Origin of the sequence: Arthrobacter sp. ZGTC131, assembly GCF_002929275.1 — a bacterium.
Classification (GTDB): Bacteria; Actinomycetota; Actinomycetes; order Actinomycetales; family Micrococcaceae; genus Arthrobacter.
On the sequence record NZ_PJIK01000001.1, the window covers coordinates 598,088 to 621,829 of the forward strand.

The window sequence follows — 23,742 nt, forward strand, 5'->3', positions numbered from 1 at the left end:
ACTCAGCCCAACAGGGCCTTGATGTCGGTGCGGGCGAACATTTCCGCGGCGGCGCGCGCCGAGGGGGTGCCGGCGTCGGGATCCGCACCGGCGTCGAGCAGCACGCGGGCTACGTCGGTGTAGCCCTTGAAGACGGCTCCGGCCAGCGGGGTCTGTCCGCGGTCGTTGGCGCTGTTGGCGTCGCCGCCGTGGTACAGGATCAGCTGAACGGTCTCGGCGTGGCCGTGGTAGGCCGCGAGCATGAGCAGCGAATCACCGGCGGCGTTGGTCATGGTGGCCGGCGCGCCGGCGTTCAGGTAGCTGCGGAGCACCTCCGTCTCGCCGTTGCGGGCCGCATCGAAGAGGGCGTGCGCCAGTGCCAGCGTTTCCTCGTCGGGCTGCTGCGACGCGGAAGGCTGCGACGCGGGCTGCTGCGACGGCGCGGGTTCCGCTCCGGGCGCGGTGGAGTCTGTCATTTGTGGGTCCCCCTCAGGAATCCGGTCTGCCTGCCGACCACCTGGCCGGCGTCGGGAGCCACGATCACTTCCTGCGCGGCTATGTACGGTTCGGTGCCGTCCATGACCGTCAGTATTTCATCCGGCGCGACGGAGCGCTTTATGACCGCCAGCGCTATGGGCCCCATCTCGTAGTGCTGGGCCACGGACGTGACGTTCCCTACCTTGCGCTCGCCCAGCAGCACTTCACTGCCGGGAGCGGGCATGGTGTGCTGCGAGCCGTCGAGCTGGAGGAACACCAGGCGGCGCGGCGGGTGGCCCAGGTTGTGGACGCGGGCGATGGTCTCCTGACCCTTGTAGCAGCCTTTGGAGAGGTGGACCGCGGTCCTGAGCAGGTCGAGCTCGTGCGGGATGGTCTTGTCGTCGGTTTCGGCGCCGAGCCGCGGCCGCCAGGCGGCGACGCGCAGGGCTTCGGCCGCAGAGACTCCGGCCAGCGGCCGCTCGCCCAGCGTTGCTTCAAGCTCTGCTTCCGGCACCAGGTACTCGAACCACGGACGCTCGGCGCCGGGATGGTGTTCCTCGCCAACCACCGAGTAGGCGTACCCGCCGGCGCCGACGTGCGGCCAGGGGTCCTGCCAGACCTTGAGGCCGGACCACTCGGGCACGGCCCTGGTGGATCCCAGCACGGCCCAGTCAGCCGAGACGTCGGCGATCTCGACGCGCAGCATGAACTTCATCTTGTTCAGCCACTCCGCCAGCGGGGCAGCCTCGGCGGCCTCGACAATCAGCCAGGTGGTCCCGCCGTCGTCCACCACCCGGGCATCGAATTCGATGCGTCCCTGGATGGTCAGGAGCAGCAGCTCGCTGGACTCACCGGGCTGGAGGTTGGTGACCTGCTGGGAGGACAGCGTGTTGAGCCAGCTCAGGCGGTCGGGTCCGGTGACGGTGACCACGCCGCGGTGGGACAGGTCGACGACGGCGGTACCGGCCGCGAGGGCGCGCTGCTCGCGCAGCGGCTCACCGTAGTGGGACGCGACGCCGGCATCGGCACCGCCTGCCTCGACGGCTCCCGGGCGCGACAAAAGAGGGCTCTTGATAGTCATATGAAGGGAACGTCCTTGGCTTGACGGGTATTCCGGTTTCTCGGAATCGGGGACAGGTCCCGGCAGGCCCCGGCCGCCGAATTGGTTCGCTCAGCGGTACTCCGGGTTTTCGAAACCGAACTTTGATCCGGCTTTCCATTCTTCCGGAAGGTTGCCGTAAGCGGGAATTCCGCCGGCGTCCTTGAGCATCCGGGCATGATGCAGGAGGTTCCACGTCATAAACGTGGTGTTCCGGTTGGTGAAGTCGCTTTCCGGACCGCCGGACCCGTCATCCAGATAGCTCGGCCCGGGTCCCACCGGACCGATCCAGCCGGCGTCGGCCTGCGGCGGGATCGTGAAGCCGATGTGCTGGAGGCTGTAGAGGACGTTCATGGCGCAGTGCTTGATCCCGTCCTCGTTGCCGGTGATCAGGCAACCGCCCACCTTGGGGTAGTACGCCCACTGGCCCTTCTCGTTAAGCTCCCCCGAATGGGCATAGAGGCGCTCAATGAGTTTCTTGGTCTGCGACGAGTTGTCCCCCAGCCAGATGGGCCCCGCGATCACCACGATGTCGGCCTCTTTGACGGCGGGATAAAGCTCGGGCCACTCGTCGGTTTCCCAGCCATGCTCGCGCATGTCCGGGTACACGCCGCTGGCGATGTCGTGGTCAACGGTCCGGATGACCCGCGTGGCCACGCCCTGCTTTTCCATGATCAGCCGGCTCACGGCGATCAGGCCCTCGGTGTTGCTTTTCTCGGGCGAGCGCTTGAGCGTGCCGTTGAAGTACACGGCCTTGAGGTCGCTGTAGTCCGCCGGGCTTGTCGCTTCATCCACGTGGTGCTCCCTGGGTCGCTGCGGGCTGAGGAACATGGGTCCTCAGCCCAACGTAGCGGACCGGACGGCAGAACGGACAGGGCCGCCGGCTCCGACCGTCGGGAAAACCCGTCCGTCAAGGAAACCTTTCAGGAATCCTGCCGGGCAACCTTCCGCAGGAACGCCGAGGCGTGGGCTTCGAGGCCGTTGCCCGGTTCCGACGATGTATCCCGCGGCGAGGACGAGCCGGTGGCGACATCCCAGCGCCAGAGGAGGTTTCCGTCCACCAGGCCGAAGATCCGGGTGGCGGCGCTGTACTCCTTGGAGTGGCTGCCGCGCATCACCATGTCGGTGCTCAGCTGGATCTGCGGGCCCTTGATCTGGCCGTAGTAGAGCTCCGAGATGCCGCCCGGGTGGGAAATGGAGACGGAAATGTCGAATCCGCCGTCCTTGTTCCGGAGAGCCTCCACCTCGTCAGCGCTCTTGAGTGCCGGAACAATGTCCCCGGGGATCAGGCCGGGGCCGCTGTCGGCGTCAATTTGCTTGCGCTCAAGCGCCCAGAAGCCGGTCTCGACGGTGAGCGGCCGGAGTTTGGTGCCGTCGTCGTCGGTCAGCCAGCTTTCCGCACGGTACTGAAGGTACGGCAGCCCGTTTTGGATGAAGGACACATGCTGGAAAAAGTGTTCTGAATCTTCGTCGCCGGACCCGAGTCGGCCGCTGCCCTCCCACTCACCAATGAGCCAGGAAAGCGGAACCAGTTCGGGGGTCAGGTCTGTGGGGATCTCAATCGGCACAGCTGTTACCTCTGGAAACTTCTAGCAGGAAGAAAGCGGTTCTACTTCTGGCCTTTGAACAGGCGGTAGACCACAAAACCGGCAAACCAGGCCATGGACAGGCTGGCGATGCCGAGCAGGACAAGGAAGAAAATTTCATATGCAAGTACGGACATGATGCCATCCTAACGCGTCAGGAGATGAGTAGTTTGTCTATGAAGTAAGCCAGCGAACCGACCGCCAAAACAGGCGCTAAGCCCATGCCCAGGGCGGCCGGAAAGTTCAGCGGGGTCGCTCGGAGGGTCACGAGGCGGCGGAAGCTGACCAGGACCGCCCCCACTACAACGCCGAACACCGCGGCCGGCAGGACGGCGATATCGGAAAAGACCAGCCCCGCCAGCGGTCCGGCCAGCCCGGCAAGAGCTATTCCGAGCGGAGCAATAATCCGGTCAGGCCAGCGGATGAGGCTCACGAGAAGCGCGGCGGCGGCGCTGATGCCGGCCACCAGCAGCATCTCCTTGACCCCGTTGAACCGTGCCCCCGCGATCCAGCCGGCCCCCAAGCAGGAGAGGAGAACGCCCACGCAGCAGCCCAGAATCGATTCCAGCCGCTGCGCCTGTCCGGTCCCCCGCAGCAGCTGGACCACGAACACGGCTGTGACGCCAAGGGCAATGAAGCCGGGGGTCCAGTCGAGATAGCCGGGGGCGGCGACATAGGCAGCGGCCACCGCCGAGCCGGCACCCGGCAGGCCGATCACGGCCGCCAGGGTTTTCTTCGCAGGGACGCCGAGATAGTGGGGCCAGCCGACGCCCACAGCCAGGGCAACAACGATTGCGACCGCCAGGAGGACGTCCGGTGTCCGGTAAACACTGGCGACGATGGTGGCCAGGCCTGCCAGTCCAATGACGCCGATGCTCCAGGACTTCAGCGTGCGGCCGGCGGCTGCCGGAGCGCTCACTTCAGGCGGGGCCATGGCGTTCTCATCTCTGACTCTGCACTCAACTTCGCTGCGTCCTCATCCTGGCTGGGCCGTTGACGGGCAGGGCCACGCGCCCTGACGGTTTCAATCCTGCCCTATGTGACTGCCATATGTCGCAAATGAGGCGGGCTCCCGGCGCGGATCAGTGTCTGTCAGGTGGCCGTTCGGTATACTCAAAGCTCAGCTACGCTTCCTGCGACAGGAACCGGACGCGCTGGTCTGCCAGCGCTGCCTCCCGGCCGCAGCCAGCACAGTACCGGCCGGTGAAAGCCCGGTTCAGTCGCCCAATGATGCGCGGACGGCCCCTTGGAGGAACAATGTCGCACATCCTGTTACTGACCAACAGCACCGGATCATCGGTGGACATTTTGCCTGCCTTGGAGCTGTTGAACCACCGGGTGCACATCCTCCCGGCCGAGCCCACCGCGCTGCTGGAGACGGATCCCTGCGACATTGTGCTCCTGGATGCGCGGAAAGACCTCGTGGGAGCCCGCTCGCTGACCCAGCTTCTGAAGGCAACCGGCCTCAGCGCGCCGCTGGTGCTGATCCTCACTGAAGGCGGCATGGCCGCGGTGTCCTCCGCGTGGGCCGTCGATGACATCGTGCTGGATTCCGCAGGTCCCGCCGAGGTGGAGGCCAGAATCAGGCTCTCCGTGGCCCGGGCCGTCCCGGACAAGGAAGACCTCCCCTCCGAAATCCGGGCTGCCGGCGTCGTCATTGACGAGGCGAGCTATACGGCGCGGGTCAACGGCGCCGCCCTGAACCTGACCTTCAAGGAGTTCGAGCTGCTGAAGTACCTGGCCCAGCACCCCGGCCGGGTGTTCACCCGCCAGCAGCTGCTGACCGAGGTGTGGGGCTACGACTACTACGGAGGCACCAGGACCGTAGACGTGCACGTCCGGCGGCTGCGGGCCAAGCTGGGCGCCGACCACGAGAACCTGATCAGCACCGTGAGGAACGTCGGCTACCGGCTCACCCTGGTGCGCCAGCAGGAGGACGAGCTCACCGAGGCCTGACCGCCTCAAAGCCGGCACACGCGGATTAAGTGCAGAACGGCCCGGACTCTTTCGAGTCCGGGCCGTTCTGCTTCTCGCTTCAGTGGAGGACATACGGGTCGAACGTATCGATGCCACCCCAGTGGTGGATCCCCCCTACAAACTTCCTCCTGGAAACTGCTTCAGGAAGCCGGATGAGATAACGACTATACGGGCCAACGGGGCAGGCCACAAATCAGGCACCCCCGCCTGCCGGGCGTATAGCCTTACAGCATGAGCCCTGCGCACCCGGAGAACTGGCCCGTACTCGTCGTCAAAGGCGGTGGCGATGAAGAGCTGCTGCGGGACATCAAGACCCTGCTGGCTGCCGCCGAGGAATCCGACGGCAATCCCTCCATCTCGGAACAGACCCTCGTGACGCTCCGCGCCACGGATACCGGCTCCCACTCGGTGCTGACGCTGGCCCTCTACGCCCCCGACGAGGATTCCGATCCGGCAACCGCACAGGACCTTGCGGGGTTCGCCGTGGTGGTGGACGAGGCAGACGGCACCGGCGTCCTGGAAATCGCCGTCCATCCCAGTTACCGGAACCAGGGCGTCGCGGACCGGCTCGTGGGCACCCTGAAGTCTTCGCGCGGATTCGACGGCCTCCGGGCCTGGTCCCACGGCAACCACGAGGCCGCAGCGGAGCTGGCATCCCGTTACGGCTACGGGCCTGTCCGGGAGCTGTGGAAGATGCGGCTCACCACCGCAGCGGCTGAACTGCCCGACGTCGTTCTCCCGGACGGCGTGGCGCTGCGCGCCTTCGTGCCGGGCAAGGACGAAGACGCCTGGCTTGCGGCCAACCGCGCCGCCTTTGCGCACCATCCCGAACAGGGCTCCATGACCAAGGCGGACCTCGAAGCCCGGATGGCGGAGCCGTGGTTCGACCCCGCGGGTTTCCTGCTGGCCGAAGACCGCGCGGGGCAACTCCTTGGCTTCCACTGGACCAAGGTGCACCCCCGGCACGGAAGCCACCCGGCAATCGGCGAAGTCTATGTGGTGGGCGTGACGCCCGCCGCGCAGGGCATGGGCCTGGGCAAGGCGCTGACCGTGGCCGGAATCAAACATCTCCAGCAGCAAGGGCTCCACGCGGTGATGCTGTATACGGATGCGGACAACGCCCCGGCGGTTTCGCTGTACCGGCGGCTTGGCTTCACCCGCTGGGACGTTGACGTCATGTACGGGCCCCTGGCCGGAGGTTAATCAAGTCATTCGACGCACAGCCCGGGCAAGCTGAGATCTAGGGGTCCGGCCGCGGCGAAAGCTTGTAAGGTTGAAGCTAAATCCCGTCAGCATCAAGGAGAGCGCATGCAACCGGAATCCGCCGGAACAGCCACCACCGAAATCACGGCGGCCCCCCCGCGCGCCCGTTTCGGTTCATCCGAAGTGCCGGCGTCCCGCGCCACGCAGGACCGGATCGACATTCCTGAATTCGCGGCCATCCTGGAGCCTGAGGGCGACATCAGCCGGGACCGATTCCTGGACCGCGAACTGAGCTGGCTGGCCTTTAATTCCCGCGTCCTGGAGCTCGCGGAAGACCCCGACCTCTACCTCTTGGAGCGGGTCAGCTTCCTGTCCATCTTCGCGTCCAACCTTGACGAGTTCTTCATGGTGCGCGTGGCCGGCCTGAAGCGGCGGATCGCCACGGGCCTGGCCGTCCCCTCCCCTGCCGGCCTGAGCCCGGTCCAGGTCCTCGAGCAGATCGGCGAGGCCGCCCACAGGCTCCAGCAGCGGCACGCCCAGGTCTACGCGGAGCAGATCCGGCCCGCACTGGCCTATGAGCACATCCACCTCATGCACTGGGATGAACTCGACGACCAGGCCCAGCACCGCCTCAGCGCCATGTTCGCTGAAAAGGTCTTCCCCATCCTCACCCCGCTGGCCGTGGATCCCGCGCACCCTTTCCCGTACATCTCCGGGCTCTCGCTGAACCTTGCCGTGGTGGTCAGGAACCCTGTCAGCGACAAGGAACTCTTCGCCCGCGTCAAGGTGCCGGACCAGCTGCCGCGCCTGATCTCGATCGACGGGCCGCGGGCCGGATCGGTGCCGGGCCGGGTTGCCCGGTTCATCGCCCTCGAGGAAGTCATCGCCGTCCACCTGGACCAGCTGTTCGCCGGCATGGAAGTCCTGGAACACCACACCTTCCGCGTTACCCGCAACGAGGACGTGGAAGTGGAGGAAGACGACGCCGAAAACCTCCTGCAGGCCCTCGAGAAGGAACTGCTGCGCCGCCGGTTTGGCCCGCCTGTCCGGCTCGAGGTCACCAATGACATCAACCCGAACATCCGCGCGCTCCTGATCCGTGAGCTTGGCGTGGAGGAATCGGAGGTCTACTCCGTTCCGGCGCCACTGGACCTGCGCGGGCTGTCGGTGATCGCCGGCATTGACCGCGCGGACCTGCACTACCCCAAGCACGTGCCGCACACCTCCAGGTACCTGAACGAATCCGAAACGTCCAAGGCCGCGAACGTCTTCGCTGCGATGCGGCGCCGGGACATCCTGCTGCACCACCCCTACGATTCGTTCTCCACGTCCGTCCAAGCCTTCCTGGAACAGGCCGCGGCGGATCCGAAGGTCCAGGCCATCAAGCAGACCCTGTACCGCACGTCCGGCGACTCCCCCATCGTCGATGCCCTCATCGACGCCGCGGAGGCCGGCAAGCAGGTGCTGGCGCTCGTGGAGATCAAGGCCCGCTTCGACGAACAGGCCAACATTTCGTGGGCCCGCAAGCTCGAACAGGCCGGAGTCCACGTGGTGTACGGCATCGTGGGGCTAAAGACACACTGCAAGCTGTCCCTGGTGGTCCGCCAGGAAGTGGACGGACTGCGGCGGTACTGCCATATCGGAACAGGCAACTACCACCCCCGCACCGCCCGCTACTACGAGGACCTCGGGCTCCTGACCGCCAACGAGCAGGTGGGCGAGGACCTGTCCAAGCTCTTCAACCAGCTCTCCGGCTACGCCCCCAAGTCAACGTTCAAGCGGCTCCTGGTGGCTCCGCGCTCGGTGCGCTCCGGCCTGATCGACAGGATTGAAACCGAAATCCGGAACGCCCGGGCCGGTATACCGGCGCGCGTCCAGATCAAGGTCAACTCCATCGTGGACGAGGCCATCATCGATTCCCTCTACCGCGCATCCCAGGCGGGCGTGAAGGTGGACGTCATTGTCCGCGGCATCTGCTCGCTGCGTCCGGGCGTTCCCGGGCTGAGCGAGAACATCACGGTTCGTTCCGTCCTGGGCCGCTTCCTGGAGCATTCACGCGTGTTTGCCTTCGCCAATGCCGGTGACCCCGTGGTCTACATCGGCTCCGCGGACATGATGCACCGGAACCTGGACCGCAGGGTTGAGGCGCTGGTCCAGCTTTCCGGCGGCGAGGACACCACATACGTCACCGACCTTCTTGCCAGGTACATGGACCCCGAGACGTCCAGCTGGCACCTCGACAGCCAGGGAGAATGGGCACGCCACCACATCGGCGACGACGGCGGGCATCTTGACGACGTCCAGTCCCGCCTCCTGGCTTCACGTTCCCGCCAACGCGCCCTCGCCCGGCGGTAGGACGCGGCATTTGAAGAGCAGCGACTCACCCATACCGGATCAGACCGATCACCCGGGCGAGCCGATCGCCGTCACGGCGGCCGGCGCCCTGCCTTGGCGTGTCAAGAAGGACCAGCTGGAGGTCCTCCTGATCCACCGGCCCCGTTACGACGATTGGTCGTGGCCAAAGGGCAAGCTCGACGCCGGCGAAACGGTGCCCGAATGCGCTGTCCGCGAGGTGGAGGAGGAGATCGGGCTGCACGCCCCTTTGGGAATTCCGCTTCCGCCCATCCACTATCACGTTCCGGCAGGGCTGAAGGTGGTGCACTACTGGGCGGTGGAAGTCACAGGGTCTCCCCTGCACCCCGACGGCAGGGAGGTGGACAGCGTCATGTGGTGCACCCCGCAGCGGGCGGCGGCAATGCTGTCCAACCCCTCCGACATCGGGCCCCTTGAGTTTCTGGTGGCGGCGCATTCCCGGAATGAACTGCACACCTGGCCGTTAGTCATCGTGCGCCATGCCAAGGCGAAGCCGAGGTCCTCATGGACCAAAGCCGAAGGCGAGCGGCCGCTGGCCGCCACCGGAGTGCGGCAAGCCCAGGCAGTGCGCCGGCTCCTGAGGGTCTGGAAGCCGCTGCGGGTGGTCAGCAGCCCCTGGGAGCGGTGCGTCGCCACGATCGCGCCGTATGCCAAGGCGGCGGACGCGAAGGTGAAGCTGGTGGACGCGCTGACGGAGCACCGCCACGCCCGGAACCCGCAGAAAACGGCGGCAACTGTGGAGTCCCTGTTCGACAAGCAGCGCGCCGTGGTGCTCTGCACGCACCGGCCCGCGCTGCCAACAGTCCTGAACCAGCTCGGCGTGTACATGAACACGAGGCTGAAGGGCCTGCTTCCGGGGGCCGACCCGTACCTTGCACCGGGGGAAATGGTCATCTGCCACGTGGCGCACGGCAGCAAGAGCAAGATCGTGGCCGTGGAACAGTTCAAGCCCTTCGACGACTGAGGGCTCTTTTCTTCGCGCGGTTTTTTGTCAGGGCGGCTTGCTACCTTGAGTTGAAGACTTGAGCTGAACAGCGGGATCACAAGTTGGGGGACTTGATGCCTATCCGGTTTGAACTTCTGCCGATGGCCTTGCTCTGGCCTGTCACGGCCGGCCTGGCCATCTACGCCGTGCTGCGCTGGGTCCTCCGGGAGCCCGGGGGCGGGGTCTCACCGGCTTCCGCGTCCCGGCACGCCCTGTGGGTCGGCGTCCTCGGCTGGATGGCGAGTTCGCTGCACGGTGCCGGCAACGCGGGCATCATTCCGGTCAGCACGGGCGCCGCTGCCCTGCAGGACGCGGCGGACATCCTGCCGGCCCTCGCGTGGCCCATCCTGGGTTGCCTCAGCATCCACGCAATCGGACAGTTGAGCTACTACGCACCCCGCCGTCCCCGGCGTCATGGAACTCTTCCGCGTCATGCAATCCTGCGGACTCCTGCAGCTCCGCCGGAGCGGCGCGTGAAGGACTTCCTCCCGGCCGCCCTCATGGGCCACCCTGGCTGTTTTCGCGGCGTCCGCCGGCACCATCGCGTGCGCGGCAACCCAGCCGCCCTACGATCCGCTGCCTTACACCTCGAAGCCCGATGCCGCGGGCGGCTTCACCAGCGTGGGAGGCGACGGGCGCATTGCCGGCACTGAACTGGCGGCCTGCCTGGCCGGCGCCTTGCTGGTGCTGGCCGCCGGAACAGCCCTTCTGCTGTGGTTGATCTCCCGGCGCCGGCAACTGGAGGATCTCAACACCGACGACGACAAGGTCCTCCGCACGATCGCCATCAACCGCCTGCTAAGGACGGCCGCCACCATGGCTGCCGGGCTGGCCGCCATTGCCGGCAACTTTGCCTGCCGCCCGGATCCCTCCAGCACCACGGGATGGACCAATGCGGCCGGTCTCGGCGCCATGGCGGTGCTGCTGGTCATGTGGTGGTGGCCGCCGCCCCGGCTCCCCAGCCTGCACCCCATCCCCCGAACCCGGCCGCGTCGGGAACTCTCGGCGGCCAGACATCCGGCTGCCTTGCTGGCGGAGTCCATCGGCGCGGCAATCGGAGTGGCAGCCGTGGTGCCCGCGCTCGCCTCCCTGTTCCTGCTGGGCCCCGCGCTGCCGGCCTTCGGCCCGGCGGCGGTGCCTGCCGTCATGGCGGTCTCCGTGCTGCTGGCAATCCTTGGCGGGGAACTGCTTCTCCAGCGAAACTACGGCCGCCAGGATGCCGTCCGCGGCTGGCCGCAGCAGCCGGTTGCGCCGGCGCTCCTCGCCGCCGCCATAGTCGCGTCCCTGCTGCTGGCGGCAGTGCTGACGGTCACCGCATTCGGCGAGGCGGCGCTGAACCGGCCGCCCAGTTGGATACCGACGGCGGCAGCAACGGCCGCCGTCGTCCTCGCCGTCCTGCCGGCGGCCTTCGCCGTGCGCCGGCGCGACGGGATCGTCACAACGGACAACGGGCTGGACGCGGCGCTGCGCGCCATCACGGCCCACCGGATCGTCCGCACGCTGGCCGCGTTCCTGGCCGCAGAGGCCGGCGGCCTGCTGATAACGGCAAGCTACGCCTGGACTCCCTTCATGGAACCGCTGGCCGCAACGTCGCAACACTGGACGCCTGCCGTCGTCGCCGGGGCCGTCCTGTGCGCGGCCGGCGTGGTGATCTCCGTAATTCCGGTACGGAAACTGGTCAGCAGCTCCGCGCCGTCTGCCCCTCCCATTCCCGCGGAGCCCGTCCGGTGAGGGGCCATGTAACCCGTCTGCGGCGGGCTGTGACACGGCGAAGGTCCATGACGCAGAGGCAAATCTGCGCCGACGGAACGTGTTAGTAGACTGGACGCGTGAGCATCCCTACGCCTTATGAAGACCTTCTGCGCGACGTCATGGCCAACGGCACGCACAAATCAGACCGGACCGGAACGGGCACCAGCAGCGTATTCGGGCGTCAGATGCGCTTTGACCTGAGCAAGAGTTTCCCGCTGATCACCACCAAGCGCGTGCACTTCAAGTCCGTTGCCGTGGAACTGCTGTGGTTCCTGCGGGGCGACACCAATGTGAAGTGGATGCAGGACCAGGGCGTCACCATCTGGAACGAATGGGCTGACGCCGACGGCGAACTCGGCCCGGTGTACGGCGTCCAGTGGCGCAGCTGGCCCACCCCGGACGGCGGCCACATCGACCAGATCACCGAACTCGTCGAGAACCTGAAGGCCAACCCGGATTCACGTCGGCACATCGTGTCGGCCTGGAATGTGGCGGAACTCAACGACATGGCCCTGCCGCCCTGCCACGCGTTCTTCCAGTTCTACGTGGCAGGCGGCAAGCTCTCCTGCCAGCTGTACCAGCGGTCTGCGGACATGTTCCTGGGCGTGCCGTTCAACATCGCGTCGTATGCCTTGCTGACGTGCATGTTGGCGCAGCAGACCGGGCTTGAGCCCGGCGAATTCGTCTGGACCGGCGGCGACGTCCACATTTATGACAACCATATGGACCAGGTCCTGAAGCAGCTGGACCGGGAACCGTACGAATACCCGCAGCTGAAAATCACCCGGAAACCCGCCTCGATCTTCGACTACACGCTGGACGACTTCGAAGTGGTCGGCTACCGGCACCACCCAACGATCAAGGCGCCGATCGCCGTATGAGCACCGAGGAGATCATGGACCCGCAGACCTTTAGCGATGAGATCGCTGCGAACACGGCTGGAATCGGGCTGATCTGGGCGCAGACCACGTCCGGAGTCATCGGCAAAGACGGCGACATGCCCTGGAGTCTGCCGGAGGACATGAAGCATTTCACCAAGGTGACCAGCGGGCACCCCGTGATCATGGGCCGCAAGACCTGGCTGTCCTTTCCGGAGAAGTACCGCCCGCTGCCCAACCGGACCAACATCGTCATTACCCGCCAGGACGGCTGGGGCGAAACGCCCGAGGCGGAGGGCGCCGTCGTCGTCAAATCCCTGGACGACGCGCTGCTGGAGTCTCAGTTCGCGCCCGGCTTTGAGGCGGTCTGGATCGTGGGCGGCGGCGAAATCTTCGAGCAGTCCACGGACCTCGCGAACGTTGCGGTGGTCACCACCATCGACGTCGAGGCCGACGGCGATACGCACGCCCCGGAACTCGACCACACCTGGGAAGCGGGGGCTTCGGTCCCTGGCGACGGCTGGCTGACGGCGGCCAACGGCACGCGCTACCGGTTCACCAAGTGGAACCGCAGGGAAGGCTGAGACATGCTCAGGAAACCGGAAACCCTCTTTGTGCTCGGCTACATGCTGTTGCCGCTGCTTGCCCTGCTGTCCGCGATCGTTGGCCTGACCATGATCCTGGGCGGCAACAAGATAGCGGGCATCATCGTGCTCGTCGTGGTGACGCAGGTGTTTGCCTTCGGAGCCTTCTTCGCGCTGCGTGCACGCAAGAGCGCCCTGCTGGAGGAGACCGACCACCAGTAGTCCCGGCGCGGCCGGGCACCGGCGGGGCGTCGATGGGGAGCGCTGCCCATCGCGGCCCGGGCCCGCCGGAACTAGAGTGGTCCAAGAATTCAGTAGCCACCGCGCACATGCACGCGCACAGATATTGGGGGTAGATGCCACGTGGCAGGTAATTTGTGGGGCGCGGACGTCGCCCGGCTGCGCACACTCGCGCAGCAGTTCGGGACGGTCTCCGAAAACCTGCTGCAGACGTCGACGGTGCTGACCAACCAGATCAACAACAACCCGTCATGGAAGGGCAACGACGCCAGTCAGTTCCGCTCCGACTGGAACGGCAGCCACCGGACGCTTATCCAGCAAACAGCGGCTCGGCTGAAGCAGGAATCCCGGAAGCTCCTCGAGAACGCCGACGAGCAGGAGAAGGCCAGTGACGCCTCCCCTGGCTCGGGCGGTGGACCAGGCGCCATGGGCGTCCCCGGCGGGGCGCTGGCAGGCGCAGCGGGCGGCCTGCTGGTTGCCAACGCCATGAACGCCCACAAGCTCATCAAGGCACCCTTCACCCTGGCCAAACACGCAGGCCAGTACGGCTGGGTGCTGAAGAACGAGCGGGCGGATTTCATCAAGTCGCTGACCAAGGGCCAGCACCGACTCGGCGGCCCCGTCTTTGATAGCCGCAACCTGCTGCAGTCCACGGCAAAGACCCGCGCTCTCGAAGGCCTCCTGAGGGAAGCCTCGGAAAAAAGCCCTGGGGTCCGCCTCGCCGAGAAGGCCTCGGACATTACCTCGCTGAAGAACCTGCACAAGTACATTGGCCCGCTGGAGAAGCTCGCCCCGATATTGGACGAAAAGAACCTGATCGGTGCGGGATCGAGGCTTGAATGGCTCGGCAAGTCCGGCCTCGCCCGGACCCTCGGCTGGACGGGGGTTTTGTTCAGCGGCTACGAAACCTACAAAAGCTTCTCCGAGGGCAAGTTGGCGGACGGCGCCGTCAACTTGGGAAAGACGATGCTGGGCGTCGGCTGCTTCCTGCCGCCTCCTGCCGGAACCGTCTGCCAGGTCGCCAGCGTCGGGATTGCCATCTACGAGAACTGGGACACCATCAGCAGCGTGGGCAAGAACGTCGGCGAGGGTATCGTCAACGCGGTGAAGGATCCCGGCAAGTTCGTCAGCGACGCGGCGGATACGGTAACGGACGGCCTAAAGTCCGTGGGCAATTTCCTCGGAATCGGTGGATAGGAGACCAGCATGACTGTTCAGGACCAGACACAGCAGGAGCCTCGGCTCGGCGTCGACGTTATTGGATTCGGCGTGGGCGAGTTTGCCTATCTGCTCAATGTGTTCGAAGGGCCGGCACGGGACCGGTCCGTCAGCGTCTTCCGCGCCGAGGAAATGGTGAACGACGTTAGCCTGTCAACGGCCGGTGCATCGTCGCTCATGGCGCGTGACATGGCCACCATCGATGAGGACGGCGATCTGGGCGTGACCGGTGTCGCAGCCGCAGTCGCCACAGCCCTCGGACAAGCGACGCGTTGGACGGAAATCTCCCTTCTGGCCGGCGAAGCCATGGACAACGTGGCTCTCCTGGAAGCGCCGGGCGTGTCCCTGATGCTTCAGCCGCGGCTGCTGGGAACCTGGTTCGTGTTTGCCCAGGACCCGGCGATCACTTCGGCTGAGGCGACTCTTCGCGTCGTACGGCAGCACGTCGAGCAGAACCACGGCGGTTCCGCGTATCTCGTATGCAAGACGCTGGGCTCCGAACAGCATCTGCTGATCCGGCGTGAAGACGACACCTGGACCACCGGCATCCCGGACTTCGACAAGGATGATGTCGCCGAAACGGCCGGCTTGGACGAGGCCGGGCTGCTCGCTGCGATCGAGACCGCCCGTGGCGCGGCGTAGCCAGGGAGTTCCGCAGGAACCGGGCTATGTGCCGTCCCGCCCTTCAGGCGACCAGCTGATCTACCGCCGGGCGGAGAACGGCGAGATGGTGGGCTACACGCCGGACGAGTACGGAGTGCGCAAGGACGACGGCGGCGGCTTGGTCAAGCCCGTCAACAGCTCCGGCGGGATTCTTTTTCTCGCGCTCCTCCTAACGGCAGGCATGGGTGTGCTGGTCTACTTTGTCGTCCAGGTTGCGGTGCAGGGCTCATGGCACATATTCGGCGAAGTCTGGTGGGTTTTCCCGGCGTGTATTTATCCCTTCACGTTCGCCTGGGCCAGCTATTTCAAGGAGCGGCGGGCCGAGAAACTGCGCAAAGCCCGCAACCTTGCCCGTCCGGTTGAGTAGGTTTTCGCGTCTGTCGGCTGCGGCTGGCCCCGGGAGTGACGTAACCGACTGCGCCTTGCAGGCTCCAAAGTCTAAACTGGCCCAATGACTACAGCAGCTTCTCCGTCCGTTGGACTGGTCGGTTGGCGTGGCATGGTCGGTTCCGTCCTGATGCAGCGAATGCAGGATGAGGGCGACTTCGCCAACGTCAACCCAGTATTTTTCTCCACCTCAAACGCGGGAGGTGCCGCCCCGTCGTTTGCTGACGGGGCCGGCAAGCTCGAGGACGCGTTCGACGTCGAGACGCTGGCGAAGCTGCCGATTATCGTGACCGCCCAGGGCGGGGACTACACCAAGCAGGTCCACGGCGAACTGCGCAGCCGCGGCTGGGACGGCCTCTGGATCGACGCGGCATCGACGCTGCGCATGAACGACGACTCCATCATCGTGCTGGACCCGATCAACCGGGACGTCATCGACAAAGGCCTCGCCAACGGCACCAAGGACTTCATCGGCGGCAACTGCACTGTGTCCTGCATGCTGATGGGCCTCGGCGGCCTGTTCAAGAACGGCCTCGTTGAGTGGGGCACGTCCATGACCTACCAGGCTGCCTCCGGCGGCGGGGCACGGCACATGCGCGAGCTTCTCAGCCAGTTCGGCACGCTCAACGCCGAGGTCAGTACGGAACTGGACGACCCGGCGTCGGCCATTCTGGACATCGACCGCAAGGTCCTGGCCCACCAGCGCACCGACATCGACGCCTCGCAGTTCGGGGTGCCGCTGGCCGGCTCCCTGATCCCCTGGATCGACGCCGACCTGGGCAACGGCCAGTCCAAGGAAGAGTGGAAGGCAGGTGTCGAGACCAACAAGATCCTCGGCACCTCGGACGAGAACCACATCATCATGGACGGCCTGTGCATCCGGATCGGCGCCATGCGTTCCCACTCCCAGGCCCTCACCCTGAAGCTGCGTGAAGACCTGTCCGTTGCCGAAATCGAGAAGCTGCTCGACGAAGACAACGAGTGGGCCAAGGTTGTGCCCAACACCAAGGAAGCGTCGATGGCCGATCTCACGCCGGTGGCAGCTTCGGGCACGCTGGACATCCCGGTGGGCCGAATCCGTAAGCTCGAGATGGGCCCGGAGTACATCAGCGCCTTCACCGTGGGCGACCAGCTCCTGTGGGGCGCAGCCGAGCCTCTCCGGCGCATGCTGAACATCGCGACCGGAACTCTGTAACCACCAGCTCAGGCGGCCCAGCCCCGCACGAACGGCCCTGCCCGGGGCCGCTCATGCGGTGCGGGGCCGCTTTTTGCGTTTCAGCCAGGGGGAGCCGTCAGGCCGCGAGGAACCTCTCGTACCGCTCGGCGGCCCTGATGAAGGCAGCCAGGGTGGCCGGGCCCAGCGGCTTGGCTTCGTCGAAGGGAACGGGCACGACGCCGGCAGCCCGGCCGCTCCCCTGCCTCCCCCACGTTCCAATCACCTCGCCGCCGGCTACGACGGCCTTCTTGAATACACCGTTGCCGCCCGGGACGATCTTCTGCGCATGCTCCGGGGGAAGCACGAGGCTCCGGTCCGTGTAGCCGAGAACGAATTCATCGAACCCGGGCAGGGCAAGGACGGCGCGCTGCCCCGGGACGCCGTCGTCAAGCAGCGCGGCCGTCTCCGGTGAGAGCCAATAGCCCGTTCCGCCAAATTCCAGTTCCACGAGCTCCCCGCTGACCGTTGCCAAAGCGGCCCGGGCCTCCGTGAGCGTGGAGTTGGACCACCATGCGAAATCCCGCACCGTGGCCGGGCCGTGGCTGCGCAGGTACCGGAGCAGCAACTCCGCGATGCCCTCGTCACGGCCGAGGTCCCGGGACGTGGTGATCCACTCGTCGAACGCCACGAATTTCTGCTGGTTCCCGTCCAGCGGCCCGGGCACCAGCGACGCACTCTGGCATAGCATCCAGAGCAGGTGAATGCCCCGTTGATTCTTGGTGGCCTGCCCGGCCGTTTCAAAAGCGGCGAACAGCTCCTCGCGGCTGGCAGCTCGGCCGCCCGAAACGAGGCCGAGCGCAATCTCCCGGCAGGCCTCGACATCCGCGCTGGTGATCTCCAGTTGCCGGTGCCGTCCCGACGTGCCCTGGACCATCCGTCCGGTGGTGATGTTCAGGATCCAGCGGAGATCCTCCGGTGCCAGCAGATGCAGAGTGCCGCGCATCGGCCAGGACCTGACCACGGCCCCTGCCTCGAGGGCCTCCCGGACATCGCTCAGCCCGGCGCCGGGAACGCGCGAGCCCACCGCCCAGAGTGCCGCCTGAAGATCCTGGGCCTGCATGGCCGTCATCGAGCGGACCGCCTCCGGAACGCTGCAAAAGCCCTCGCCCAGAAGTCCCTGCGACGCCATTCTCAGGCGGCCCATGACCTTGGAGGTGACGCGCGTCTTCGTTGCTGCTCCCATGGCCCCATCCTAGGACCGGCGACCGGCGTGCGGCGCCGTGCCCCGCCCAAACCGGCTGCTGGCAGGGATACTGCCGAGCCGCGCGCGGGTCTTCCGGGTTCTAGAGCTCGACGCCGATCAGCAGCGGCTCCGGGTGGAGTTCAATGCCAAAACGCCCGACGACGCCGGCGCGCACCTCGCGCGCGATCGCCACCATGTCCGCAGCACTCGCGGAGCCCCGGTTGGTGATGGCCAGGGTGTGCTTGGTGGACAGCGAGGCCCGGCCGCCGGAGACACTGCCGGCCTCGAGCCCGAAGCCCTTGCCGAACCCGGACTGGTCGATCAACCACGCCGCGGAGAGCTTCACCAGGCCGTCCGAACCGGCCGGATACTGCGGAGCGCTGTCCGGCAGCCCGGCCGCCACCCCGGTGGGGACGATGGGGTTGGTGAAGAACGAACCGGTGGAGTACGTGTCGCGGTCGGCGGGATCCAGCACCATGCCCTTCGATGCGCGCAGGCGAAGCACCTCGCGGCGGACGTCGTTTGAATAGGCCCGCTGGCCCTGCTCGACACCGAGGACCCTGGCCAGCTCGGCGTAGCGGATGGGTGCGCTCATGCGGCCCAGCGGGAGCTGGAATTCGACGGTGAGCACCACATAGCGCGGCGAACCGTTGACCGTGGTCTGCTTGAGGATGGAGTCCCGGTAGCCGAACTTGAGCTCGGAGTTGGTGAAGGTCTTCACTGCGTTGCGTTCCCGGTCCCAGGTGCGCACCGCTGCGATGGTCTGCGACACGTCGGAACCGTACGCGCCCACGTTCTGCACCGGCGTCGCACCGGTGGCCCCAGGAATGCCGGACAGCGCTTCGATCCCGGACCAGGCGTGCAGCACCGCATGCTCCACGAGGGCGTCCCAGTTGTGCCCTGCCTGGACCACCACGGCCACACCGCCGCAGGAGTCCTCGGCGTTAACGGTGAACCCTTCGGAGGCGATCTTCACGACCGTCCCGGGGAACCCGTCGTCGGAAATCAACAGGTTGGAGCCGCCGCCGATAATCAACAGCGGCTCACCGGCCGCGTCCGCCGTCCGCACGGCGTCGATGATCTCCGCTTCCGTGCGGGCCTCGATGTAGTTGCCGGCGGGGCCGCCGACGGCAGCCGTGGTCAGGTCGGAAAGCATTGTGGGAGTCACCTGTCCAGCTTAACCGGGATTGCCGCGGCGCCTGCTACCGGGCCTTCCGCCCAGTCCGGACGCCGAGGCCGCCAGCCCGCCCGGACGTCCCGGCCGCCGGCCAGCGGAACCCGCCCGCTTTCCCGTGTACCGAAGCCTACGGAAGCTTGCGGGCCACCGGGGAGAGCAGGAAGCTCACCACCAGCACGGCCATGACGGCCAGCAGGGAGTGGAGAATCCCGACGTGCTCGGCCAGCAGCCCCAGCAGCGGCGGGCCGCAGAGGAACGCGCCGTACCCGATGGTGGACACGACGGAGACGCGTGCGGCCGCCTTGGCGGGGTCGTCGGCCGCGGCGGACATGCCCACCGGGAATCCCAGGGAAGCCCCGAGCCCCCAGACGGCCAGCGCGGCGTAGGCCAGCCAGGGAACGGGTGCGAAGACGAACAGCGCCAGCCCCGCAACGGCCAGCGCGGAGCACCAGCGCATCACGGGAACCCGGCCGAACCGGTCCAGCACCACGGTGCCGGCGAACCGTCCGATGGTCATGAAGGTGACGAAGATCCCGTAGCCGGCGGCCCCGGCGGCGTCGGACTGGTGGTGGCCGTCGGCGAGCGCCAGCGCCACCCAGTCCCCCGCTGCGCCCTCGGCCAGGGCAAGTCCCAGGACCATGACTCCCAGCAGCAGCGTCCGCTTGTCCCGCCAGGCCTGGGCGATCTTGCGCTTGTTGTCCAGCGGCGGCTCGCTGTCCCCGGCCCGGATGATGGGCAGCGGGCCGGTGGAGGGGTCCTCGAAGTTGTCCGGCCGGTACGTGGCGCGGGAGATCACAGGGGTGACGTCGGCGCGGAACCAGCCGGCCGCCGTCGTCACCGAAACTGCCACCACCACACCGGCGGCAGCGAGATGCCAAAACACCGGCACACTCGTAGCCGCGGCCCAGGCCCCCAGCCCGGCACCGGCCACCGTACCCAAGCTGAACGCTCCGTGGAGGCGCGGCATAATGTGCCGGCCCACGGCCCGCTCCACGGCGGCGCCTTCCACATTGGACGCGGTGTTCCAGCTCGCGGTGCCGAGGCCGATCACGGCCAGCCCGGCGGCAACAGCCAGCGGACTTGATAGCACGGACGTGCCAAATCCCGCCAGGACCAGTCCGATGCCCACCATGATGCTGCCGGTCCGGATGGTCCGCTTCGAGCCGAGCCGCAGCACGATCAGCCCCGAGGCTGACACCGAGAGGAAGGAGCCGGCCGTCATGCACAGCAGCAGCAGCCCGATGGTCCCCGGCGTGAGGTTCAGTCCGTCGCGGATCGCGGGCAGGCGGGAGACCCAGGACGCGAAGGCGATGCCGCTGGCGCAGTAGGCCACTACCACCGCGTTGCGCCAGAGGGTGACCTCCCGTGCCTGGACTGCGGTGGAGCTCAAGAGCGGATCACGCTTCAGGCCACCTTGACGAGCGCCTGGGCCTTCATGAGGACTTTCTGTCCGTCAAAGACCACGGCGAGGTCCACGCGCGCGGTGCGTGCCTCGGCGTCGAGCGCCCCGATGGCGCCGCTGACCTCGATGACGGCGCCGGCGGCGCCGGTTCCGGTGGTGTCGGCCACGAGGACCGGCTTGGTGAAGCGGGTCTGATAGTCGACGACGGCGGCCGGGTCGCCTGCCCAGTCGGAGACGAGCTGCACGGCGGCTCCCATGGTGAACATGCCGTGTGCGATGACGCCCGGGAGCTCCACGCCGGTGGCGAAGGCTTCGTTCCAGTGGATGGGGTTGAAGTCGCCGGACGCCCCGGCGTACTTGACCAGGTCCTGCCGGGTGACGTCGATGCTGCGGCCGCCGATGTCCTGGCCGACGCTGAGTTCTTCGAAAGTGGGGCTCATGGCTACTGTCCCTCTCCGCGGACCAGGATGGATGACTTGGTGGTGGACACGGGCTCGCGCCCGTCCCCGTCCGTGAGCGCGAAAATCTCGGCGCGGGTGGTGATCATGGCACCGCCGCCCATGGCACGGACACCGTCGACGTGCAGCTCGGCTACCAGGCGGTCGCCGGCAAAAATAGGGCGGTGGTGGGTGAAGCGCTGGTCTGCATGGACCACGCGGGAGAAGTCGATCCCGGCCTCCGGATCCTCGATCAGCTGCGCGTCGGCGCGCTGGGCGACGATGATGGCGAACGTGGGCGGCGCCACGAGGTCGCGGTGGCCCAGGCCCTGCGCGGCGTCGACGTCAAAGTGGGCGGGGTGGGTGGCCTTGACCGCGCGGGCAAACTCGCGGATTTTCTCGCGGCCGACGTCGTACACCTCTGCGGCAGGGTAGCTTCGTCCCTGCAGATCCGGATTGATAGTCATGGGCTCAAGCCTACTGGGGTCGCCGCGGACCACCCAGTACGGGGCTACTTCCGCAGGTTCTTGCGGACCTGCTGGCCGCGAACCACCAGGCCGGCCACGTGCAGCACGAGGCCGAGGCCGATCACGGGCAGCGACGCCACCATGAGCCCCTGGTTGTGCGCGGCATTCCCCGCGAGATTCAGGATGATGCCGGCGGCGATCAGGCCCATCGCGCTGAAAACCAGGACTTTGTAAGAGGCGGGCGCCGAGGCCCAGAATTCGTTCAGCACCGTGCCAGTTTACCGAGTTCCGGCGACCGCCCGTTCCGCTTGGGCGGCGGCGACGGGTCCGCGCCGCGGCGAAGGCGGCTTCAGAACAGGGCTTCCTGCACCGCGGGCACCTCGGAGCTGAACTCCCCCGGCTCGATAAGCCGCGCCTTCAGCAGCCCGAGGTTCACCACGAAGTCCAACTCCGAGCCCTCGATGCCCACCAGGCCGTGGCTTCCGCACAGCGCCCCGAGGCTGAAGCCGTGGCTGCCCCCGTCCATGCTGTGCGGATAGGCGTGCCGGGCAGAAGCAGCAACCAGGCCGGCGGCCTGCGCCGGCCGGACCCACTGCTCGTCGACGACGTCGAAACCCCCGACGGCGGTGCCCGCCAGCAGCGTCCTGACTTCTTCCGCCCGGCGGCGGTTCAGTTCGTCGAGCCGGCTGACGGGCAGCGGGTCTGTCAGGGCGGCCGCCTTGGCGGCGGACCGGACTTGCTGGGCCAGGCCGGCTTCGCGGGTGACCATGTCCTCCAGGAGGCGCACCACGCGGCCGTCCTCGGCGAGTGCAACGTACCGGGCCACCACGGCACCCTGCTCGGCCAGCCGGTTCCATTTGCGGGGCTGCGATGCCGTCCCGATCTTGCTGGCGCCCTGGGCGAAGGTGGCCACATACAGCCAGTGCGGCTGCATGAGGTAGCTCCGCAGCCCCGGCGGCACCCGGCCGCCACGGTGGAAATCGTGGATCAGCCGGGAGTCGTCCACCACGAAGCAGCGCTCACATTGGCTGCCCCGAAGCGCCGGGAAGCGGTCCGGGCACGGCACATGCTCCCGCTCCGCCTCGGAGAAAACCTTGGTGTGCCCGAGGCAGTGCTTCCCGCCGTCCGAGACGCGGAAGCCGAGCCGTGCGCCGGCGTCGAGCCTTACCTCGCTGAACCCATGGCCCGGCGAAAGGTGCTGGAGGCGCAGAACCGGGCTGCCGCCGTCGGACGTCCTGCACGCCGCAGGCGGACCATCCCAAAAGACCCCGTGCACCAGATACTGGGTATCGGTCACGGGGTCTCCTGAAGGTACAGGTGCTGGCTAGAGCGCCGGCTGCACGCCAAAGGCTACCGCGAGCTTCATGATCTTTTCGGCGCGGCCCAGGCGGGGCAGGTCCGAGCCGTCGCGGATGACGCGGCCGTTGGCCTCGAAGTCGGCCATGAAGTCCGTGGCCCAAGCGACGTCCGACGGCGTGGGGCTGATGACCTCGTTGATGACGCTGGTCTGGTCGATGGCCAGGCAGAGTTTTCCGGTCATGCCCATCATCACCGTGATGCCGGTCTGCTCGCGCAGGATCGGGTGGTTGGTGCCGACGGTGGGGCCGTCGATGGGGCCGGGCAGGTTGCCGACGCGGCTGGCCACCACGAGCTTGGCGCGCGGGTAGGCCATCGCCTCCGGCGTGGCCGCCATGCCGGTGTCGCGGCGGAAGTCGCCGGACCCGAAGGCGAGCCGGAACGCACCCTGCGCCTTGGCAATGTTGTTGGCTTCCTCGATGCCGAGGGCGCTCTCGACGAGCGGGATGACGGGCGTCTTGCCGTCCATGCGGTGGAAGGATTCGGTCACCTGGTCCGCGGATTCGGTCTTGGCCAGCATGATGCCGAGCAGTCCGGGCGTGCCGCGGAGGCCGGCGAGGTCATCGGCCCAGAACGGGCTGATGGCGTCGTTGATCCGGACCCAGGCCTGGCCGCCGGCGGTCAGCCAGTTCACCACGTTCTCGCGGGCTGTGTCCTTCTGTGAGGGGTCCACCGCGTCCTCGATGTCCAGAATGACGGAATCCGCGCGGGATACCGCCGACTGGTCGAAGAGCTCGGTTTTCATTGCGTTGACCAGCAGCCACGAACGGGCGATTTCGGCGGGGATGTTGCGTTCGTGCCGGGTGATCTCGGCGGTGGAGGAAGACGTCATATACCTACCGTATCCGGCCCGCACCTGCTAAGGCGAAGATGACCGGTCCCCGGCGGAGACCAATACGAACAAAAGCGGAAGTCTACGGCGCGGGAGGCCGTTCCGCGTGCCGGCCGTCACGGGGATTCATCGGCCGAAACAGGGCGCCTCATGACCCTGCGTTGCGCGGTATTTCAGCGGATTTCCAAGGGTTTCGCGTCGTGACCGGCCCACTTTTCTGCGTCCGGCAAGTGCGCTTACATCGATCCGTCGGCCGCTGCGGCGGCCGGCA

General features: G+C 66.9%; 26 protein-coding genes. 13 read left to right on the forward strand and 13 right to left on the reverse strand.

What is annotated here, in order from left to right; all coding sequences use genetic code 11:
• Window positions 1–2: 2 nt before the first annotated feature.
• From CXQ90_RS02740 to CXQ90_RS02760, 5 genes are all read right to left on the reverse strand, one after another.
• Window positions 3–455 (reverse strand): ankyrin repeat domain-containing protein, encoded by a 453-nt coding sequence (locus CXQ90_RS02740; RefSeq protein WP_104136726.1) that lies wholly within the window; start codon window positions 453–455, stop codon window positions 3–5.
• A complete protein-coding gene (locus CXQ90_RS02745) occupies window positions 452–1,537 on the reverse strand; it encodes a folate-binding protein YgfZ (protein ID WP_104136728.1) in 1,086 nt (361 codons plus the stop codon). The genes CXQ90_RS02740 and CXQ90_RS02745 overlap by 4 nt, the downstream gene beginning before the upstream one ends.
• A 90-nt stretch (window positions 1,538–1,627) precedes the next feature.
• A complete protein-coding gene (locus CXQ90_RS02750; protein ID WP_181038394.1) occupies window positions 1,628–2,350 on the reverse strand; it encodes a flavodoxin family protein in 723 nt (240 codons plus the stop codon).
• A gap of 128 nt (window positions 2,351–2,478) precedes the next feature.
• Complete coding sequence (locus CXQ90_RS02755; protein ID WP_104136731.1) at window positions 2,479–3,123, reverse strand: FABP family protein; 645 nt, start codon at window positions 3,121–3,123, stop codon at window positions 2,479–2,481.
• Window positions 3,124–3,295: 172 nt separating this feature from the next.
• Window positions 3,296–4,030 carry a permease gene (locus CXQ90_RS02760; protein WP_104136908.1) on the reverse strand — a complete coding sequence of 245 codons (735 nt, stop codon included), beginning with the start codon at window positions 4,028–4,030 and terminating at the stop codon, window positions 3,296–3,298.
• Between the two features lie 368 nt (window positions 4,031–4,398).
• Here CXQ90_RS02760 and CXQ90_RS02765 point away from each other — a divergent pair, with 368 nt between their 5' ends.
• The 13 genes from CXQ90_RS02765 to asd all read left to right on the forward strand — a co-directional run bounded on the left by CXQ90_RS02765 (window position 4,399) and on the right by asd (window position 16,596).
• Window positions 4,399–5,097: a response regulator transcription factor gene (locus CXQ90_RS02765; protein ID WP_104136732.1), complete on the forward strand. Its 699-nt coding sequence runs from the start codon at window positions 4,399–4,401 to the stop codon at window positions 5,095–5,097.
• Window positions 5,098–5,349: 252 nt separating this feature from the next.
• Complete coding sequence (gene mshD, locus CXQ90_RS02770; protein WP_104136734.1) at window positions 5,350–6,321, forward strand: mycothiol synthase; 972 nt, start codon at window positions 5,350–5,352, stop codon at window positions 6,319–6,321.
• Window positions 6,322–6,426: 105 nt separating this feature from the next.
• Window positions 6,427–8,676, forward strand: a complete 2,250-nt coding sequence (locus CXQ90_RS02775; RefSeq protein WP_104136735.1) for an RNA degradosome polyphosphate kinase — start codon at window positions 6,427–6,429, stop codon at window positions 8,674–8,676.
• 10 nt (window positions 8,677–8,686) lie between these two features.
• On the forward strand, window positions 8,687–9,658 hold the full coding sequence (locus CXQ90_RS02780) for an NUDIX hydrolase (RefSeq protein ID WP_104136737.1): 972 nt from the start codon (window positions 8,687–8,689) through the stop codon (window positions 9,656–9,658).
• A 122-nt stretch (window positions 9,659–9,780) separates the two neighbouring features.
• Window positions 9,781–10,332 (forward strand): hypothetical protein, encoded by a 552-nt coding sequence (locus CXQ90_RS22780; protein WP_258064328.1) that lies wholly within the window; start codon window positions 9,781–9,783, stop codon window positions 10,330–10,332.
• Window positions 10,301–11,410, forward strand: a complete 1,110-nt coding sequence (locus CXQ90_RS02785; RefSeq protein WP_258064329.1) for a hypothetical protein — start codon at window positions 10,301–10,303, stop codon at window positions 11,408–11,410. Before CXQ90_RS22780 ends, CXQ90_RS02785 begins: the two co-directional genes overlap by 32 nt.
• A 98-nt stretch (window positions 11,411–11,508) precedes the next feature.
• Entirely contained in the window at window positions 11,509–12,312 is an 804-nt protein-coding gene (locus tag CXQ90_RS02790) for a thymidylate synthase (protein WP_104136739.1), read from the forward strand.
• A complete protein-coding gene (locus CXQ90_RS02795; RefSeq protein WP_104136741.1) occupies window positions 12,309–12,893 on the forward strand; it encodes a dihydrofolate reductase in 585 nt (194 codons plus the stop codon). Before CXQ90_RS02790 ends, CXQ90_RS02795 begins: the two co-directional genes overlap by 4 nt.
• Window positions 12,894–12,896: 3 nt before the next feature.
• The gene (locus CXQ90_RS02800) at window positions 12,897–13,115 is read left to right on the forward strand and encodes an NF038396 family protein (protein WP_056629959.1); all 219 of its coding nucleotides are present in this window, start codon (window positions 12,897–12,899) and stop codon (window positions 13,113–13,115) included.
• A 141-nt stretch (window positions 13,116–13,256) separates the two neighbouring features.
• Complete coding sequence (locus CXQ90_RS02805; RefSeq protein ID WP_146068837.1) at window positions 13,257–14,330, forward strand: WXG100 family type VII secretion target; 1,074 nt, start codon at window positions 13,257–13,259, stop codon at window positions 14,328–14,330.
• A 9-nt stretch (window positions 14,331–14,339) separates the two neighbouring features.
• Entirely contained in the window at window positions 14,340–14,993 is a 654-nt protein-coding gene (locus CXQ90_RS02810) for a hypothetical protein (protein ID WP_104136744.1), read from the forward strand.
• Window positions 14,980–15,381, forward strand: a complete 402-nt coding sequence (locus CXQ90_RS02815) for a hypothetical protein (RefSeq protein WP_146068838.1) — start codon at window positions 14,980–14,982, stop codon at window positions 15,379–15,381. The genes CXQ90_RS02810 and CXQ90_RS02815 overlap by 14 nt, the downstream gene beginning before the upstream one ends.
• Window positions 15,382–15,465: 84 nt before the next feature.
• Window positions 15,466–16,596 (forward strand): aspartate-semialdehyde dehydrogenase, encoded by a 1,131-nt coding sequence (gene asd / locus CXQ90_RS02820; RefSeq protein ID WP_104136747.1) that lies wholly within the window; start codon window positions 15,466–15,468, stop codon window positions 16,594–16,596.
• A gap of 97 nt (window positions 16,597–16,693) precedes the next feature.
• Here the strand turns inward: asd and CXQ90_RS02825 are convergent, their stop codons facing one another.
• The 8 genes from CXQ90_RS02825 to CXQ90_RS02860 form a co-directional block, all read right to left on the reverse strand.
• Entirely contained in the window at window positions 16,694–17,800 is a 1,107-nt protein-coding gene (locus tag CXQ90_RS02825) for a winged helix DNA-binding domain-containing protein (protein WP_104136749.1), read from the reverse strand.
• Window positions 17,801–17,900: 100 nt separating this feature from the next.
• Window positions 17,901–18,968 (reverse strand): UDP-N-acetylmuramate dehydrogenase, encoded by a 1,068-nt coding sequence (locus CXQ90_RS02830; RefSeq protein ID WP_104136750.1) that lies wholly within the window; start codon window positions 18,966–18,968, stop codon window positions 17,901–17,903.
• Window positions 18,969–19,104: 136 nt separating this feature from the next.
• Window positions 19,105–20,367 (reverse strand): MFS transporter, encoded by a 1,263-nt coding sequence (locus CXQ90_RS02835; RefSeq protein WP_104136752.1) that lies wholly within the window; start codon window positions 20,365–20,367, stop codon window positions 19,105–19,107.
• 14 nt (window positions 20,368–20,381) lie between these two features.
• Complete coding sequence (locus CXQ90_RS02840) at window positions 20,382–20,819, reverse strand: MaoC family dehydratase (RefSeq protein ID WP_104136754.1); 438 nt, start codon at window positions 20,817–20,819, stop codon at window positions 20,382–20,384.
• A gap of 2 nt (window positions 20,820–20,821) precedes the next feature.
• Window positions 20,822–21,283, reverse strand: a complete 462-nt coding sequence (locus CXQ90_RS02845) for a MaoC family dehydratase N-terminal domain-containing protein (RefSeq protein ID WP_104136755.1) — start codon at window positions 21,281–21,283, stop codon at window positions 20,822–20,824.
• A gap of 44 nt (window positions 21,284–21,327) precedes the next feature.
• Window positions 21,328–21,552, reverse strand: a complete 225-nt coding sequence (locus CXQ90_RS02850) for a DUF3188 domain-containing protein (protein ID WP_104136757.1) — start codon at window positions 21,550–21,552, stop codon at window positions 21,328–21,330.
• A gap of 80 nt (window positions 21,553–21,632) precedes the next feature.
• Window positions 21,633–22,580 (reverse strand): DUF2797 domain-containing protein, encoded by a 948-nt coding sequence (locus tag CXQ90_RS02855; protein WP_104136759.1) that lies wholly within the window; start codon window positions 22,578–22,580, stop codon window positions 21,633–21,635.
• A gap of 27 nt (window positions 22,581–22,607) precedes the next feature.
• Window positions 22,608–23,471 carry a CoA ester lyase gene (locus CXQ90_RS02860; protein ID WP_104136761.1) on the reverse strand — a complete coding sequence of 288 codons (864 nt, stop codon included), beginning with the start codon at window positions 23,469–23,471 and terminating at the stop codon, window positions 22,608–22,610.
• Window positions 23,472–23,742: the final 271 nt, after the last annotated feature.